The following is a 16,030-nucleotide window of genomic DNA, read 5'->3' as shown; positions in this document are numbered from 1 at the left end:
AACTACTAAATTGTGGTTATTTCTTTCTCTTTATTCGCAATAATTTGATCTATCTGTTTAATAAAATCATCTGTTACTTTTTGAACTTGTTCACTTAAATTTTTATGTTGATCTTCACTTATAACTTTATCTTTTTCCATTTTTTTAAGTGAATCCATCGAGTCACGTCTTATATTTCTTATAGCGACCCTTGCTTCTTCACCATATTTATGTCCAACTTTTACTAATTCTTTTCTTCTTTCTTCACTAAGAGGAGGAAGAGAAATTCTTATTAAAGTTCCATCAGCTGATGGATTAAGACCTAATTCAGCAGCAACAATACCTTTTTCAACTGCTTTTACCATTCCTTTATCCCACACTTGCACCGAAAGCGTTCTTGCATCAGGTGTGGATACACTGGCTACTTGGTTAATAGGTAATCTATCGCCATACGCTTCAACCATAACGCTATCAAGTAAATTTACTGATGCTCTACCTGTTCTTAACCCTTTTAAATGATGATGTAATGTATTTAAAGAAGATTCCATTCTTTTTTTCATTTCTGCAATTAGGTTATCAGGACTACTCATAGTTTTCTCCTACTCATCAATGTGAATGTTATTTATATTTTTTCTGCTACTACAGTTTCACTACCTTCATGTGAAATTATTGTAAATGTGCCTTTACCTTGTAAAACTTTAGCAAAACCACCTTTTTCATGTAATGAAAATACTACTACTGGTATTTTGTTTTCTCTTGCAAGTGCAATAGCTGAGGCATCCATAACCCCTAAATCATCTTGTAATACTTGCTTATATGTCAGCGTATCGAAGCGTGTTGCCTTTTTGTTCTTTTTTGGATCATCATTATATACGCCATCAACTTGGGTACCTTTTAATAATGCATCACAATTCATTTCAACAGCTCTTAAAGCTGCTGCAGTGTCAGTGGTAAAAAATGGATTACCAGTTCCACCAGCAAAAATTACTACTCTCCCTTTTTCCATATGTCTTACAGCGCGACGTCTTATATATGGTTCACAAATTGTAGTCATTGGTATTGCTGATTGAACCCTTGTATGAATTCCCATTTTTTCTAAGGAACTTTGTAAAGCAAGAGCATTCATAACTGTTGCAAGCATTCCCATATAATCAGCACTTGCTCGGTCAATTCCTATTTCTTTTGCGGAAACACCTCTAAATATATTGCCACCACCTACTACTACACAAACCTGACCACCAAGTTCATGTACTTCAGCGATATCTTCGCATATTCTTCCAATTGTTAATGGATCATGACCAAATGGCAGATTACCCATTAGAGCCTCACCAGAAACTTTAAGTAAAACTCTTTTAAACTTTATCTTAGTACCTGCCATTTGATCCCTTTTAATTAAATTAGCTTTTTAAGCCTGCAGCTGCTGCAACTTCATCAGCAAAATTCGCTTCTTGTTTTTCAATACCTTCACCTAAAGCGAAACGTACGAATTGCTTAATTTTCACTTCTTTACCTAAGTTTTTACTTAAATCAGCTAAAACTTGGTTAATTTTACTTTTTCCGTCAATAACGAATACTTGCTCAAGAAGAACTACTTCTTCATAGAATTTACGAATTCTTCCTTCGATCATTTTCTCAACAACGCTTTCTGGTTTACCAGAGGCACGTGATTGTTCAGCTGCAATATTTTTTTCTCTTTCAACTAAATTTTGATCTAGCTCTTCTACTGTTAATGATTCTGGTTTAGCTGCAGCAATATGCATTGCTATTTGCTTACCAATTGTTGTTACTTGCTCTGGTTCAGCCTGAGTTTCAAGAGCTACTAAAACGCCAATCTTACCTAAACCATCTTTTACTGCATTGTGAACATAGCTTACAACAATACCATTATCAACTGAAACACTAGCTATTCTTCTTAGGTTCATGTTTTCGCCAATTACAGCAATAGCGTTTTGAATTTCTTCTTGAACTGTGCTACCACTCGCAAGTTGAGCATTTTTTAAAGCTTCAACATCATTAGTTGGCGATGTGAGTAATTGTTTAGTAATATTTTCGGTTAATTGCATAAATTGGTCATTACGTGCAACGAAATCTGTCTCAGCGTTTAATTCAGCTACTACACCTTTTTTACCTGAAACAAGCGCACCTACTAAACCTTCAGCAGCTATTCTTCCTGCTTTTTTAGCAGCGCTTGCGAGTCCTTTTTTTCTAAGCCAATCAACAGCTTGCTCAAAATCACCATTATTTTCTTCTAGCGCTTTTTTGCAATCCATCATTCCAGCGCCAGTTTTTTCTCTTAATTCTTTAATTATTTGTGCGGAAATACCTGACATATTTATTACCTTTCTCTTTAAATTTTTTATATAAAGGTAGGCTTAAAACCTACCCTTATTTTCTATTCTACGTTTTCTTTTCTGCTAACTTTTGGTTTTCCCATTGGTTTTTTAGTTACAGTTTTTTTAGGTTTAGCTTTAGAAAATTTATCATCTTTCTTTTCTTGCGCTTCTCTAGCTAATTGAGTGATATCTTCTATTTCACCAATATCTACACCTGAAGCAGCTAAACTATCTTGAATACCTGCAATTACTGAATCGGCAACTAATTTACTATATAATCTAATTGATCTTGATGCATCATCATTTCCAGGTACTGGATATGTAATATTATCTGGATCAGAATTAGTATCTAAAATAGCAATTACTGGAATACCAAGTTTCGCAGCTTCTTTAACCGCTAAGTTTTCTTTATTTGTATCGATAATAAATAGTAGGTCTGGCTGACCACCCATTTGACGTATACCACCAAAAGATCTTTCTAATTTGTCCCTTTTTCTTGTAAGTTCAAGAATTTCTTTCTTAGTAAGTTTTTCGGTAACATTTTCATCATTAAGGTTTTTTTCAATATCTTCTAATTTCTTAATTGAAGCTGATACTGTAGGCCAGTTAGTTAACATTCCACCTAACCAGCGGCTATTAACATAATATTGTCCACATCTTCTAGCTTCTTCTGAAATAATATCAGAAGCTTGTTTTTTAGTACCGACGAATAATACTCTGCCATTATTTCTAATAACTTCGTGTACTGTAACAAGAGCCCTGTGTAATAATGGAGCAGTTTGACCTAGGTCAACGATATGCACTCCATCTTTTTCTCCATATATATATGGAGCCATTTTTGGGTTCCAACGCATAGTTTTGTGTCCGAAATGAACACCAGCGTCTAATAATTCTTTAATAGTAAATTGAGGTACGTTTGACATATTTTTCCTTTTGTTTTAGTAGTTAAACCACCGCATTTTAAACTGAATCCCAAAAATTAGGACACTACTAAATTTTATCTAGATTAAAATGCGTGAGAAATCAGCTACTTATAGGTTTGTCCTATAAAAGCTTACCAAATTATAAAAAAAAACTTTTTTTTTGCAAGCTTTTATGTTAGACAATTTAGTTAATATTTAGTTAATAAGACAATATAATGATAACAATTATTTAATATTTAATAGTAAGAGACTGTTTATGCAAGGAAAAGAAAATTTAAGGCTCAAGCTTGATAGCAAACAAGATACCTTAAAAAAAGAATTAGTGATAGTTGATTTTGATGAAATTTTAACGCTTGATACATTAGAAGCTACTTCCAACGAATACAGAAAATTTTTATTAGCTAAAAGTACTAATCCAACAGCTCAAAGAAGAGCTTCAATAATAGGCCGCAATAATGGTGAAGTTAATAAAAAAGTTATTACAAGTGGTCCTGAATCCGCAAAGAAAATTATTACTATCTCCAATGAAATGCTTAAAAACATTGTCATTACTATTGATAACCTAGCTTATGGCTTATATAGACAAAAAACTGACGCGAATTTAAATGATCTTGCTACAGAAGTTATTAAATATTATAGAAACGATCCCACCCTTGAAATGGTCAAAAAAGAATTAATTGAAACATTTCCAAAAATGCTTCGAAATTTTTCAGAATTATTACAGTTTAGGCTAGCTGAAGATTATGAAATTGCTTTTATTTCAGAAAAAATCGATTCAAATCAATTAAATAAATTTAAACAATCATTAGAAAAATATTTAGGCCCTACAAAAGAAAAAGTTCATTTTTTAAATAGAGATAGCATACCTAAATCTTTTTTAGGTAAATATAGCAATGTTTATTGCGTTAAGCTAAATAACCACCATTCACTTGGCAATCTTTTAATGATTAATAAACAAGAAGGACAAGAAATTTATTATGTTTCCATTGATCCTAAAGCAGAAAATAACCTTTCTCTTTATTTACAAGTTAATAGTAAAATTACCAATATTAAAAATAAAATATTAGAAGAAAAGTCCTCAAAATTAAGTAAAATTAATAAACAAAATTTTATTGTTCAGTTTGATACATTATTTAATTTATCAACCAACAAAATATATGAACCATTTACTGAATTTTGTAAAAATACACTTAAAGAAATAATAGAAAAAGATGATTCAATTATTTTTGATTTAAAAAAAATTGATGAAGCAGCACATAGAAAAATTATGCTAACAGTTTCAAAACGTTGTAAAGAAAATGAATCAATTGATTATGCAGACGTACCAAAAATAGCAGCAAAAGAAATGAAGCTATATTTAATTGATCATAACATTGGCCAAGAACTTGTTTTAATTTTACCTGAAGCTTTCCGTGATGCGAAATATGAAATTAATAAGTTTGAATATAAAACTGAGCAAGACCTTGAAAACAAATTCTTTGAAATACTAGCAAACTCCATTACCACTCGCTTAATGAGAATTAAAGATATTATGGATAACTGGCAAAAATTTGATCTTGTTCAAAAACTTAACGCTGAAAAACTTAAAGAATTATATTACAAAGGTTTAAAACAAGGAATTATTAAAATTAATGTAGCTAATAGCGATAGTCTTGATGAACCAAAGAAAAAAATAACTCTTTTTACTGATAACTTAAATCAAATTATTTTAGCTAATAAAGAAGGTCATAAAGTTTATTTCGTTACAAAACTCTTACCTTTTGAATTAAATTATATATTACAGGAACTTCAAAAAGATTTTTTTGTTATAAATAAAGAGGGAAACGAACCTACTGTAGCGGGTATTAAAATATACTCATCATTTACTAAAAAAATAAAATTTGTAAATATGATAAGAGTAGTAGTAAAAGAAAACGATCTTGAAAAATGTTTTTTTGTAAATGCAGTGGATAAATTTGATATTCAAGTAACATATAACAAAAAAATGTCAGGTACAGCTAATGGCAATATTACTTTAACAACCTATTTTTCAAAAGATGACCCAGTAATAAATGAAATTGAATGGATAGTAGGATCAATTGAAAATGTAGTTTTGAATTATTTCAATCCACCACTTTCCCCAAGATCACCTATGGCTTCACCGAAAAGCCATAGAGTCAATACGGAACAAAGTAAAAAACCTACTAACAATAATGCCGTTGGCTCCCCTCCGAAAAGTAAATAATAATTTGCTGTAGTTTAAAGATAGGTTAGTATAAAAATAACAGACTAACCTATCTTTAATTTTTTTAGGAGATACTACAATGAGTAAACAACAAAACCTTTTTATTATTTCTTTAGGAGAAATTTTTACTCCTAATTACCAACCTGTAGTAATGGAATTTATAGGTTTAATTAAAAATAAGAAAAATAATCCAAATTTAGATCCTTTAACTCTCATTCCAGCTATTACTCAAGTTATTAAAAAAAGTGACGATGCAATTCAAGCTTTTAAACAAGGAATTCTATCTGAAAATGAATTTAACGTATATATGTTAGATCAAATTCAAAAAACTTTTGACGTTGAATTCACAATAGAGGAATTTAATCAAGCTTGGAATAAAAAAGAGAAAAGTGAGCAAGTAAATAATTTAAATTACGCAAAAGAATTAATTGATCTTGCAAAAAAAGAAGGAAATAAATTCATAATTATAAGTTATACAAATAATAAAGACATTAGAGATGTTATAGAGTTATTAAAAAAAGAAAATATTAAAATTGAATATGATTACAACCCTGAATCTGATACGTATAATTTAAGGAAAATAGGAAATGTGAATGTTAGATTAAGTTATATCGAAAAAATAGACGGTAAAGGATTATTAAAAAAAGTTATCAAAGAAGAAATTGATACTGGAAAATTTTCTGATCAATATTCTTATACTGCCTATATTACAGGAACAAATAAAATTGAAAATGAAGCTTTAAGAGAACAATTAGAACGTGATATGTCTGCAAATAAAAATGTAGCTCACGATGCAAAAATCCATGTAATCGAATGGGATAAAAAAGAAGAAAAAACTAAAACGCTAACTGGTTTAGTTGAAAATATTATTTCTACTCAACGTACAAGATAATTAAATTAAAAGGCGCTTTAAAAAAGCGCCTTTTTTTTTATATTCCTTTTCTTTCTACCATCATTTGTTTAATTTCACCAATTGCCTCTGCCGGATTTAAACCCTTCGGACAGGTTTTAGTGCAATTCATAATGGTATGACATCTATATAATTTAAATGGATCTTCTAAATCATCTAAGCGTTCACCGGTGTGATCATCACGTGAATCATTCAACCATCTTGCAGCTTGAAGAAGAATGGCAGGCCCTAAATATTTATCACCATTCCACCAATAACTTGGACAGCTTGTTGAGCAACATGCACATAGAATACATTCATATAATCCATCAAGTTTTGCTCTATCTTCAGGTGATTGCAATCTTTCCTTGCTTGGCGGTGGTGGAGTGTCTGCTTTTAACCATGGTTCAATAGAAGCGTATTGAGCATAAAAATGCGTTAAATCAGGAACTAAATCTTTTATCACCGGCATATGCGGAAGTGGGAAAATTTTCACATCACCTTTAACCTCATCAATGGCTTTAGTACAAGCAAGCGTATTTGTTCCATCAATATTCATAGCGCAACTGCCACAAATTCCTTCACGACATGAACGACGGAAAGTAAGAGTGCTATCAGTTTCACCTTTTAATTTGATAAGAGCATCTAAAATCATTGGACCACAAGAATCTAAATCCAATTCATAAGTATCTACACTTGGATTATCGCCAGAATCAGGATCATATCTATAAATATGAAACTTTTTAATATTTTTAGATTCCTTCTTTGACTTATATTCTTTACCTTTTTTTATTTTAGAATTTTTTGGTAATGCAAATTCAACCATTTTTAATACACTCTCTTCTTTGGTGGTATTGGTTTAACTTCATCTGTTAACGTATTCATATGAACTGGCCTGTAATCAATCTTAACATGTTTTTGATCATCAATCCAGGTTACTGTATGCTTCATCCAATTTTCATCATCACGTTCAGTATAATCTTCTCTTGCATGCGCCCCTCTACTTTCTTTACGATTATATGCGCTATGCATAGTAATAACTGCCTGATCAAGTAAATTATCTAATTCAAGAGCTTCTACTAAATCACTATTCCAACATAATGATCTATCAGTTACATTAAGCTCTTTAAATTTTCCTCTTACTTGGTCAATTAATTCACAACCTTCTTTAAGCGAGTCTTCTGTTCTAAATACAGCCGCATGTGATTGCATTACTTGCTGCATTTCTTCACGTAAATCAGCAGTAGGAATTGAACCATTTGCGTTTCTAATTTTATCGAATCGTGATAAAGCTTTATCTGCATCATTAGGTGTAGTAGTTTTATGTAAAGAATTTGGCTTCACAACTTCTTTTGCACGAAGTGCGGCAGCTCTTCCAAATACAACGAGATCTAATAATGAATTGGAACCCAAACGATTTGCTCCATGCACAGAAACACAGGCCGCTTCACCAATTGCCATAAGTCCTGGCACTACATTATCAGGATTATCTTTAGTTGGCCTCACAACTTCACAATGATAGTTCGTTGGTATACCACCCATATTATAATGAACAGTTGGTATTACTGGAATAGGTTGCTTTGTTACATCAACTCCCGCAAATATTTTTGCTGTTTCAGAAATACCAGGTAATCTTTCATGTAAAATTTTTGGATCAAGATGATCAAGGTGTAAATATATATGATCTTTTTTAGGGCCAACGCCTCTACCTTCCTTAATTTCAATTGTCATAGCTCTGCTTACAACGTCACGAGATGCTAAATCTTTTGCTGAAGGCGCATATCTTTCCATAAATCTTTCACCATTTGAATTTACAAGATATCCTCCTTCCCCGCGCGAACCTTCGGTTATTAAACAACCTGAACCATAAATTCCAGTTGGGTGAAATTGAACAAATTCCATATCCTGAAGTGGTAAACCTGCACGCACCACCATTGCATTACCATCACCAGTACATGTATGAGCGGAAGTAGCTGAAAAATACGCTCTTCCATATCCGCCTGTAGCTAAAACCACCATATGCGCTTTAAAACGATGAATAGTTCCATCTAATAAATTCCAAGCTATAACACCTTTACATGCTCCTTCATCATCCATAATTAAATCGAGAGCAAAATATTCTATGAAAAATTCTGCTTTAAATTTAAGCGATTGTTGATACAAAGTATGAAGTATAGCATGTCCCGTACGATCGGCTGCTGCACATGTACGCTGAGCAGCTTTACCCTCACCATAATGCGTTGTCATTCCACCGAAAGGACGCTGATATATTTTTCCTTCTTTTGTACGCGAAAATGGAACCCCATAATGTTCTAATTCAATAATTGCCTGCATAGCATTTTTACACATATATTCAATAGCATCTTGATCACCAAGCCAATCAGATCCTTTTATTGTGTCGTACATATGCCAACGCCAGTCATCTTCACCCATATTAGCGAGTGCAGCACTTATTCCACCTTGTGCAGCTACAGTATGACTTCTTGTTGGAAAAACTTTTGTAATACAAGCAGTTCTAAGACCTGCCTCTGCCATTCCAAAAGTAGCTCTAAGTCCTGCACCTCCAGCACCTACAACTACCACGTCGTATTCATGATCTATAATTTCGTAAGCAGACATTTTTGTTCCAAAAATTGATTATTGATTTATAAAATATTTAATATGTATAGCAATTGAAGATATAATACCAAGAGCCATTGTAAAATATGTAAGTCCATATAATAAAAGTAATATACAAGTTTTTACTCCTTCTTTATGAACATAATCTTCTATAATTACCTTCATACCTAACATACCATGGTATAAAGATACTATTATTGTTAATAAAAGCGCTATAGTATTAAATGGATGAGCAATTAACTTAAAGCCTTGATTTAAAGGTACTGCAAGAAAATGTAATGAGGTTACAACAAACCATAAAAGTAATGGTAATAGTAGTACCGCAGAAATTCTTTGATGTATGAAATGCCCTGTACCTGATTGAGATGAACCTAAGCCTTTTGCAAATGCTAAAGGAGATTTAAACTCGCTTTTATTCATTTAATTCCTCCTGAATCTATAATTTATAAAAATATAACCAGCTAATTGCTGTAAGAACTATACTACCTATAATTACACTATAACCTGTAATATAAACCGATTTTATTGTGAAGCCTTTACCTATATCCCAGTAAAGATGCCTTAATCCATTTAGTAGATGATAAAAAGTAGCAAACATTATAAATATTAAAAGGGTATGGAATATATTTATAACACAGCTATTTTGTTTTAAGAAAGCTTGAATTTCAAATTGTAAATGATCGCAATATGTTAAAACAGTTAATCCCCAAACAATTAGAATAAGTGCAAAATATAAAATAAATCCTGTCGCTCTATGTGTTATGGACATTACTGAAGTAATTTGTGGACGATAAATGCTTAAATGCGGTGAAAGAGGTTTGTTTTTATACTTTGAATCCATAAAATATCCTTATATTTCTATCGACTAGTTATCAAAAATAACATTCCAAGTCAATAATTACAATTAATTTATAAATATAAGAATATTTTATTAAGAACTCAATAAGTTAAAGGGTTAAAATTACAATATTAATCTTAACCCTTTAATTTCACTCTGCTTTAATAGCGATTTTTTTACTATTATTAATTTGTTCTTTAGGTTTTTTTATAATTATATTTAAAACACCTTTCTTAAATTTTGCTTCTAGATCTTTGTCAGTTATACTATTATATGGTAATTGAAAAGATCTAAAGAAGTTACCTTTACTTCTTTCAATTATATGATAACTTTCCTCTTTTTCTTCTCTTACAATTTCTTTTTTTCCTTTAATTGTTAAAAGCCCATTGTCTAAAGTTAACTCAATATCTTTTTCATCAATACCAGGTAATTCAGCTGCAATTTTAATTTCTTTATCTGTTTCACTTACATCTACTGAAGGAAAAAAACTTGTAGAAGAAGATAGTGGAGAATAAAATCTCTTTGAAAAATCATCAAACAATTTATCCATTTCTTTTTGAAGAGAACTTAAAGGAAAATGATCTGTAATAGATTTATTCCAATCATGCGGTAAAAGTTTACGTAAATTCATAATGACCTCCATTTTTAAGAGTTACTACCAAATTCACACTGTATATTAATAAATATAAAGATTATCTTTAGTTTTTCAAGAGATAGATTATTAACCATTGAAATATAAAGTTAAATTCAATTCATTGATTTACAAATCTTTTTATTTACAAAATATCTAATTATTTCCTTGCTATTAATTAAAAAATAAATTATTATACCAACAATTTTAATTATCTCTTCAGATTCATAAAGCTCTTTTTTTGAAATAAAATATAGCACTTAAGTTCTTGAAAATACTTACAATAACTTTTTATCTGAAGTTTTAACCTCACAAATATATGTTAATTGTGAGTATTTTTTTTATTTTTTAAAAAGGTTTATAAATGAACAATTTCCAAGAAATGGGTTTACCCAAATTACTTAGCCAATCACTTGAAAGATTAAAATTCGCTACTCCAACCCCAATACAAGCTCAAACTATACCACTAGCTCTACAAGGTCGTGACGTTTTAGGATCAGCACAAACAGGAACAGGAAAAACTTTAGCTTTTTCTATTCCTTTAATTTCTAAATTAATAGAAAATCCTGAAAGTTCAGCTCTTATATTAATGCCAACACGCGAAATTGCACAACAGGTAGAAAAAGCTATAAAACAACTTATAAGCAACCAGCCTAAAACTCGTGTTGCTCTTTTAATTGGTGGCGAATCAATAGTGAAACAACTTCAAATACTTAAAAGCAGACCAAGAATTATTGTTGGTACACCAGGTAGAGTTATTGATCATATTCAACGTAAAACATTTCCATGCTCAAACATTGATTTCTTAGTACTAGATGAAATGGATCGCATGTTTGATATGGGTTTCAGTATTCAAATAGAAGAAATTATTAAAAACCTTCCTAAAAAAAGACAAACATTAATGTTTTCTGCAACCCTTCCTACAAATGTAGCAAGTTTAGCGCAAAAATATCTTAACCAACCTGAAAGAATTTCTATAGGTTCAGTAATTGCACCTGCAGCAAAAATTAAACAAGATGTTATTCAGGTTTCTGAAGAAAAGAAATATGATAAATTCTTACATGAAATTAATGAACGTGAAGGTTCAATAATTGTGTTTGTTGCTACAAAAATTGGCGCAGACCGTTTAGCAGAAAAATTACAAAGTTTAAATCATAAAGCTATGGCTCTTCACGGAGATTTACGTCAAAATAAACGTGAAAGAATTATTAACTCTTTCCGTCACAATCGTTTTAATGTATTAGTTGCAACAGATGTTGCTGCTCGTGGTTTAGATATTTCGCATATTAAACACGTAATTAATTATGATTTACCAAATTCACCAGAAGATTACATTCATAGAATCGGTAGAACAGCACGCGCTGGTGCAGAAGGTTTTGCTTTATGTTTAGTATCTCCAAAAGATAGCAAAAAATGGAGAGTTATTTGTAATTTCATGGATCCTGATTCTAAAACTTCAAATGTTAAACCTGAAGTTAGATCTGGTCATGGTGGCGGTAATTCAAGTAGAAGAAATAATAAGAGAAATGATAGATTCTCTAAAAATCCAAATGCTCCAAAAAGAGATGGATATAAAAAAGGTGGCTTTAAATCAGAAGATGGATTCAAAAAATCTGATGGGTCTAGAAATGATAGCTTTAAAAACGATGGCTTTAAAGGTGATGGATTTAAGAAAACAGATGGTGGATTTAAAAAATCTGACGGTTTCAAAAAAACAGGTGGATTTAAAAAAGCAGACGGAGGATTTAAAAAATCTGATGGTGGTTTCAAGAAATCTGATGGCGGATTTAAAAAATCTGAAGGTTTTAAAAAGCCAGGCGGATTTAAAAAAGGTCCTCAAAGAAAAACTTTAAAGTTAACTAAAAAAGCTAACTAATAATATTTGATTATCTGAGTTATAATATACATTTATAACTCAGATAACTAATTAAAATTATATGGATCTACATCTATTTTTATCCTAACTTGTGGCGGCAATTTATAAATTTCAAACCACTTTTTTACATATTCCTGTAAATTAAATTTTTTAGTTGATCTAAGTAAAAATCTATATCTAAATCTATTTCTAATTTTATATATTGGCGCTTCTACAGGACCTAATATTAAAACCTCATTATTTAGTGGCGCATGAGTATAAAATTCTCTCACAATTTTTTTTAATCTTTCCTCGTTTAAATCAGATAATACAATTGCAATAAGCCTGCTAAACGGTGGCATAAAAGACATTTTTCTTTCCTGAACTTCCTGCTCGCTAAAACTATCTTTATCATAATTTGCAATTGCTTTAATAAGTGGATTATCCGGATTAAAAGTTTGTAAAAATACTTTACCAATATTACTTTCTCTACCTGCCCGCCCTGCAACTTGATTTAGTAATTGAAACGTACGTTCACTCGCTCTTAAATCACCTCCATAAAGGCTCATATCCGCATCTATTATTCCTACAAGCTCAACATTAGGAAAATGTAAGCCTTTTGCAATCATTTGAGTTCCAATAATTACATCTACTTCATTATTAGCAACTTGTGTGATCATTTCACTGTAGGATTCAATATCTTCAATATTATCCCGCGACATAACAAGAACATTGATATTAGGAATAGCTTCTTGAATTTCATGAGCAATACGCTCAACTCCAGGACCACAAGCCACTAACGATTCAGTTTGGCTACATTCAGGACATTCTTTAGGGAGAGGAATTGTATAATCACAATAATGACATTTCATAACACGGCTTTTATGATGCGTTACAAGCCATGTTGAACAATCTGGGCAAGTTATTCTATAGCCACAATGCCTGCAAAGCATGAGTGGAGCAAAACCTCTTCTATTTAAGAAAAACATAGCTTGCTTATTTTGCTCTAATACCTTTTTAAGCTCGGTAAGTAATTCCTGACTAATAAAACCTTCTCTTTTATTTTGTCGCATATCTACAATGTTTACTTTTGGAAGTGTCGCACTGCCATACCTATTATTAAGTTTAACGTATTTATATTTATCATATTTAACGTTTACTAAACTTTCGAGGGATGGAGTTGCAGAACATAAAAGAACAGGGATTTTCTCAATAGCACCTCTTAAAACTGCCATATCTCTTGCATGGTAGCAGACATTATCTTCTTGCTTATACGATTGTTCATGCTCTTCATCGACAACAATTAATTGCAAATTCTTATAAGGAAGAAACAATGCACTTCTTGCTCCTATTACTACTTTTGCAGCACCATTTATTATTTTTGCAAGCGCTTCTCTTCTTTGTTTTTGAGTTAAAGATGAATGCCAAATTATAGGTTCAAATCCAAGGCGATTTTTAAATCTTTCTATCATTTGTGTGGTTAGACATATTTCAGGAAATAATACGAGCGCTTGGTTATCACCTTGTTTAATTACATCCATAATTAAACTTAAATAAACCTCGGTTTTACCGGAACCAGTTACACCTTCAATTAAACATGTTTCTGATTTCTCAATTACTTCAGTTTTTAAATAATTATACACTTCTTGTTGTGATTCTACTAAAGTAGGATAATTAAATTTATATTCTAAATTTCCTAAAGTAATTTTATGTATTTCTTGAATAAGTTTTTCACTAAAACCAGGTAAGACCATTTTAAAAATATCACCTAAACCCGCTAAATTATAATGCGCAGCTTTTTTAATAAAATTTATTAAATTGGGAGATATATTTAAATCTAATTTTTTTAATATAGGTTTTAGTTTTGCAATATCTATTGTTGAGGTAAAGTCACTACATATAAAACCTATAAAGGTCTTTTTACCAAATTCTACTTCAATAATAGAACCTATATTAGCCTTTATATGGTCTGGTAGTTCATAATCTAACAAACCTTCTTTATAGCTTACTGGAATGACAACTTGTCTAATTGTTTTCACAGGATTTTATTAAATCTAATAATTCTTTATGATTATTTATAACTAAATGTGGCTCACGAGGCATTAATTTAGAATTATATTCACCAATTAATACTGCCTTAAAACCAGCATTATGAGCGCATTCAATATCAGCAAAAGTATCTCCTATAAACCAAACATGATCACCAGGATGAATATTACTTCCTTCTAAAGCAAGAAATGCAGGGTCAGGAAAGGGTTTATCTCTTAAAGCATCAAACGAACCTACAACTTTTATAAAATATTCATGTAAACCAATTCGTTCAACTTCAGGCCTTAAAATTTCACCAAGTTTATTACTTACTACCGCTAGATAAATTCCCTGTTCTCTTAAGTAATTTAATAATTCTAAAACACCTTCTAGCGTATCATATTCACTTGTCTCAGAAAATGTACGATAATGTTTTCTATAAATAACTATTGCTTCTTCCGATTTTTCGCCAAATATTTTTGGAAAATTATCTCTCGCTGAATGACTTACTTTTTCTTTTGTCTCTTCAAATGACCAAACTTCTTTACCCATTTCTTTAAAAGTTTCATTCAAAGCTTTATGAATAATAGGCCACGTACTTACAAGAGTATTATCCCAATCAAAAAGTATAGCTTTTGGTTTAACCAATTTCATGCATCCATCCTTCAGAAGCAAGTTTTGTGTTGCCATCATTTAAAGCTAATAATGTTTGATTAAATTCATTTAAAGCATCTTCGAATGAAATTGTAGAGGTATTATTTGAAATAGACTTTTCAAGTTTATTAATTTTTGTTTCTAAATCAGATGAAATTGGAGTTGCAACATCATAAAACTCTCTATAATCATCTTCTGTTCCTCTACACAGCATTATAATATCACAACCTGCATTTAAAGATTCTTCTGCTTTTTCTTTAATTGACCCACCTAACGCTTTCATAGCTAAATCATCGGTTATAATAATATCTTTAAAACCGATATTGTTTCTAATATAATCAATAGTACTTTTAGAAATTGTCGCAGGTTTTTCTTCATCAAGAGCTGTATATTTTACATGAGCTGTCATTGCAAAATTAGTTTTGCTTGATAACAATTTAAATACTTTAAAATCAGTTTGTTCTAATTCAATTAAAGATGTTTCAACGGTTGGTAATTCAAGGTGACTATCTTCCATTGCTCTTCCATGACCTGGAATATGTTTTATACATGGTATCACTCCACTTTGAAGTAAACCTTTATACATTTCATAAGACATTAAAGCTACTTCTTCTGGTGTACTTCCAAAACTTCTATCACCAATAATTTTATGTGCTTTTTCAAATCTCAAATCACAAACTGGTGCGAAGTTACCATCTATATCAAATTCATCTAAAAGTTCTTTACCTAATAAGTAGGAATTTAAATAGATTAATTTAGCACCTAATTCCTTATTTTTATTATAAAGATTTGAATAATATTCCATTGATTTTAATTCACGAGAAAAGACTGGTGGTTTAAGCCTTGTAACCCTTCCACCTTCTTGATCAATAAATATTTTAGTGTCTTCTCCTGCATAATCTTTAATAGAAGAAATTAAAGCTTTTACTTGTTCTTTATCGCTTAAATTTCTAGCAAAAAGAATAACTCCGAAAGGTGGTTTAGAAGTCAATAATTCCTTCTCAAATTCGGCTAGCTCTTTTCCTTCAAGACCAACAACAATATTATATTTTGTCAT

Annotated in this window: 15 protein-coding genes; 3 read left to right on the top strand and 12 right to left on the bottom strand. The window is 30.9% G+C overall.

What is annotated here, in order from left to right; all coding sequences use genetic code 11:
• Positions 1–5: 5 nt before the first annotated feature.
• The 4 genes from frr to rpsB all read right to left on the bottom strand — a co-directional run bounded on the left by frr (position 6) and on the right by rpsB (position 3,235).
• Positions 6–569 (bottom strand): ribosome recycling factor, encoded by a 564-nt coding sequence (frr, locus tag J0H68_07835; GenBank protein ID MBN8828601.1) that lies wholly within the window; start codon positions 567–569, stop codon positions 6–8.
• 32 nt (positions 570–601) lie between these two features.
• Positions 602–1,357 carry a UMP kinase gene (locus J0H68_07830; GenBank protein MBN8828600.1) on the bottom strand — a complete coding sequence of 252 codons (756 nt, stop codon included), beginning with the start codon at positions 1,355–1,357 and terminating at the stop codon, positions 602–604.
• A gap of 19 nt (positions 1,358–1,376) precedes the next feature.
• On the bottom strand, positions 1,377–2,309 hold the full coding sequence (locus J0H68_07825) for an elongation factor Ts (protein ID MBN8828599.1): 933 nt from the start codon (positions 2,307–2,309) through the stop codon (positions 1,377–1,379).
• Positions 2,310–2,371: 62 nt separating this feature from the next.
• Positions 2,372–3,235 (bottom strand): 30S ribosomal protein S2, encoded by an 864-nt coding sequence (gene rpsB / locus J0H68_07820; protein ID MBN8828598.1) that lies wholly within the window; start codon positions 3,233–3,235, stop codon positions 2,372–2,374.
• Between the two features lie 256 nt (positions 3,236–3,491).
• Here rpsB and J0H68_07815 point away from each other — a divergent pair, with 256 nt between their 5' ends.
• Together J0H68_07815 and J0H68_07810 are read left to right on the top strand one after the other, a co-directional pair.
• Positions 3,492–5,459, top strand: coding sequence for a hypothetical protein (locus J0H68_07815; protein ID MBN8828597.1), 1,968 nt, complete (start codon positions 3,492–3,494; stop codon positions 5,457–5,459).
• Between the two features lie 79 nt (positions 5,460–5,538).
• Complete coding sequence (locus J0H68_07810) at positions 5,539–6,351, top strand: hypothetical protein (protein ID MBN8828596.1); 813 nt, start codon at positions 5,539–5,541, stop codon at positions 6,349–6,351.
• 37 nt (positions 6,352–6,388) lie between these two features.
• Here J0H68_07810 and J0H68_07805 read toward each other — a convergent pair whose 3' ends face one another.
• The 5 genes from J0H68_07805 to J0H68_07785 all read right to left on the bottom strand — a co-directional run bounded on the left by J0H68_07805 (position 6,389) and on the right by J0H68_07785 (position 10,436).
• Positions 6,389–7,174 carry a succinate dehydrogenase iron-sulfur subunit gene (locus J0H68_07805; protein MBN8828595.1) on the bottom strand — a complete coding sequence of 262 codons (786 nt, stop codon included), beginning with the start codon at positions 7,172–7,174 and terminating at the stop codon, positions 6,389–6,391.
• 2 nt (positions 7,175–7,176) lie between these two features.
• A complete protein-coding gene (locus tag J0H68_07800; GenBank protein MBN8828594.1) occupies positions 7,177–8,967 on the bottom strand; it encodes a succinate dehydrogenase flavoprotein subunit in 1,791 nt (596 codons plus the stop codon).
• 18 nt (positions 8,968–8,985) lie between these two features.
• A complete protein-coding gene (gene sdhD, locus J0H68_07795) occupies positions 8,986–9,387 on the bottom strand; it encodes a succinate dehydrogenase, hydrophobic membrane anchor protein (GenBank protein ID MBN8828593.1) in 402 nt (133 codons plus the stop codon).
• A 16-nt stretch (positions 9,388–9,403) separates the two neighbouring features.
• Positions 9,404–9,808 (bottom strand): succinate dehydrogenase, cytochrome b556 subunit, encoded by a 405-nt coding sequence (sdhC, locus tag J0H68_07790; protein MBN8828592.1) that lies wholly within the window; start codon positions 9,806–9,808, stop codon positions 9,404–9,406.
• Between the two features lie 148 nt (positions 9,809–9,956).
• The gene (locus J0H68_07785; protein MBN8828591.1) at positions 9,957–10,436 is read right to left on the bottom strand and encodes an Hsp20/alpha crystallin family protein; all 480 of its coding nucleotides are present in this window, start codon (positions 10,434–10,436) and stop codon (positions 9,957–9,959) included.
• A 364-nt stretch (positions 10,437–10,800) separates the two neighbouring features.
• Here J0H68_07785 and J0H68_07780 point away from each other — a divergent pair, with 364 nt between their 5' ends.
• A complete protein-coding gene (locus J0H68_07780) occupies positions 10,801–12,312 on the top strand; it encodes a DEAD/DEAH box helicase (GenBank protein ID MBN8828590.1) in 1,512 nt (503 codons plus the stop codon).
• Positions 12,313–12,359: 47 nt separating this feature from the next.
• On the opposite strand, the gene priA is transcribed toward J0H68_07780, so the two are convergent.
• From priA to nagZ, 3 genes are read right to left on the bottom strand one after another with little or no spacing between them, the layout of a single operon-like run.
• Complete coding sequence (gene priA, locus J0H68_07775) at positions 12,360–14,330, bottom strand: primosomal protein N' (GenBank protein ID MBN8828589.1); 1,971 nt, start codon at positions 14,328–14,330, stop codon at positions 12,360–12,362.
• A complete protein-coding gene (locus tag J0H68_07770; protein MBN8828588.1) occupies positions 14,317–14,973 on the bottom strand; it encodes an HAD family hydrolase in 657 nt (218 codons plus the stop codon). The genes priA and J0H68_07770 overlap by 14 nt, the downstream gene beginning before the upstream one ends.
• Positions 14,960–16,030, bottom strand: a complete 1,071-nt coding sequence (gene nagZ, locus J0H68_07765) for a beta-N-acetylhexosaminidase (GenBank protein MBN8828587.1) — start codon at positions 16,028–16,030, stop codon at positions 14,960–14,962. The genes J0H68_07770 and nagZ overlap by 14 nt, the downstream gene beginning before the upstream one ends.

The organism is Sphingobacteriia bacterium, assembly GCA_017304685.1.
Lineage (GTDB): Bacteria > Pseudomonadota > Alphaproteobacteria > Rickettsiales > 33-17 > JAFKLR01.
The sequence above is the reverse complement of the archived record's forward strand: the minus strand, read 5'-3'. Positions and strand labels throughout refer to the sequence as shown.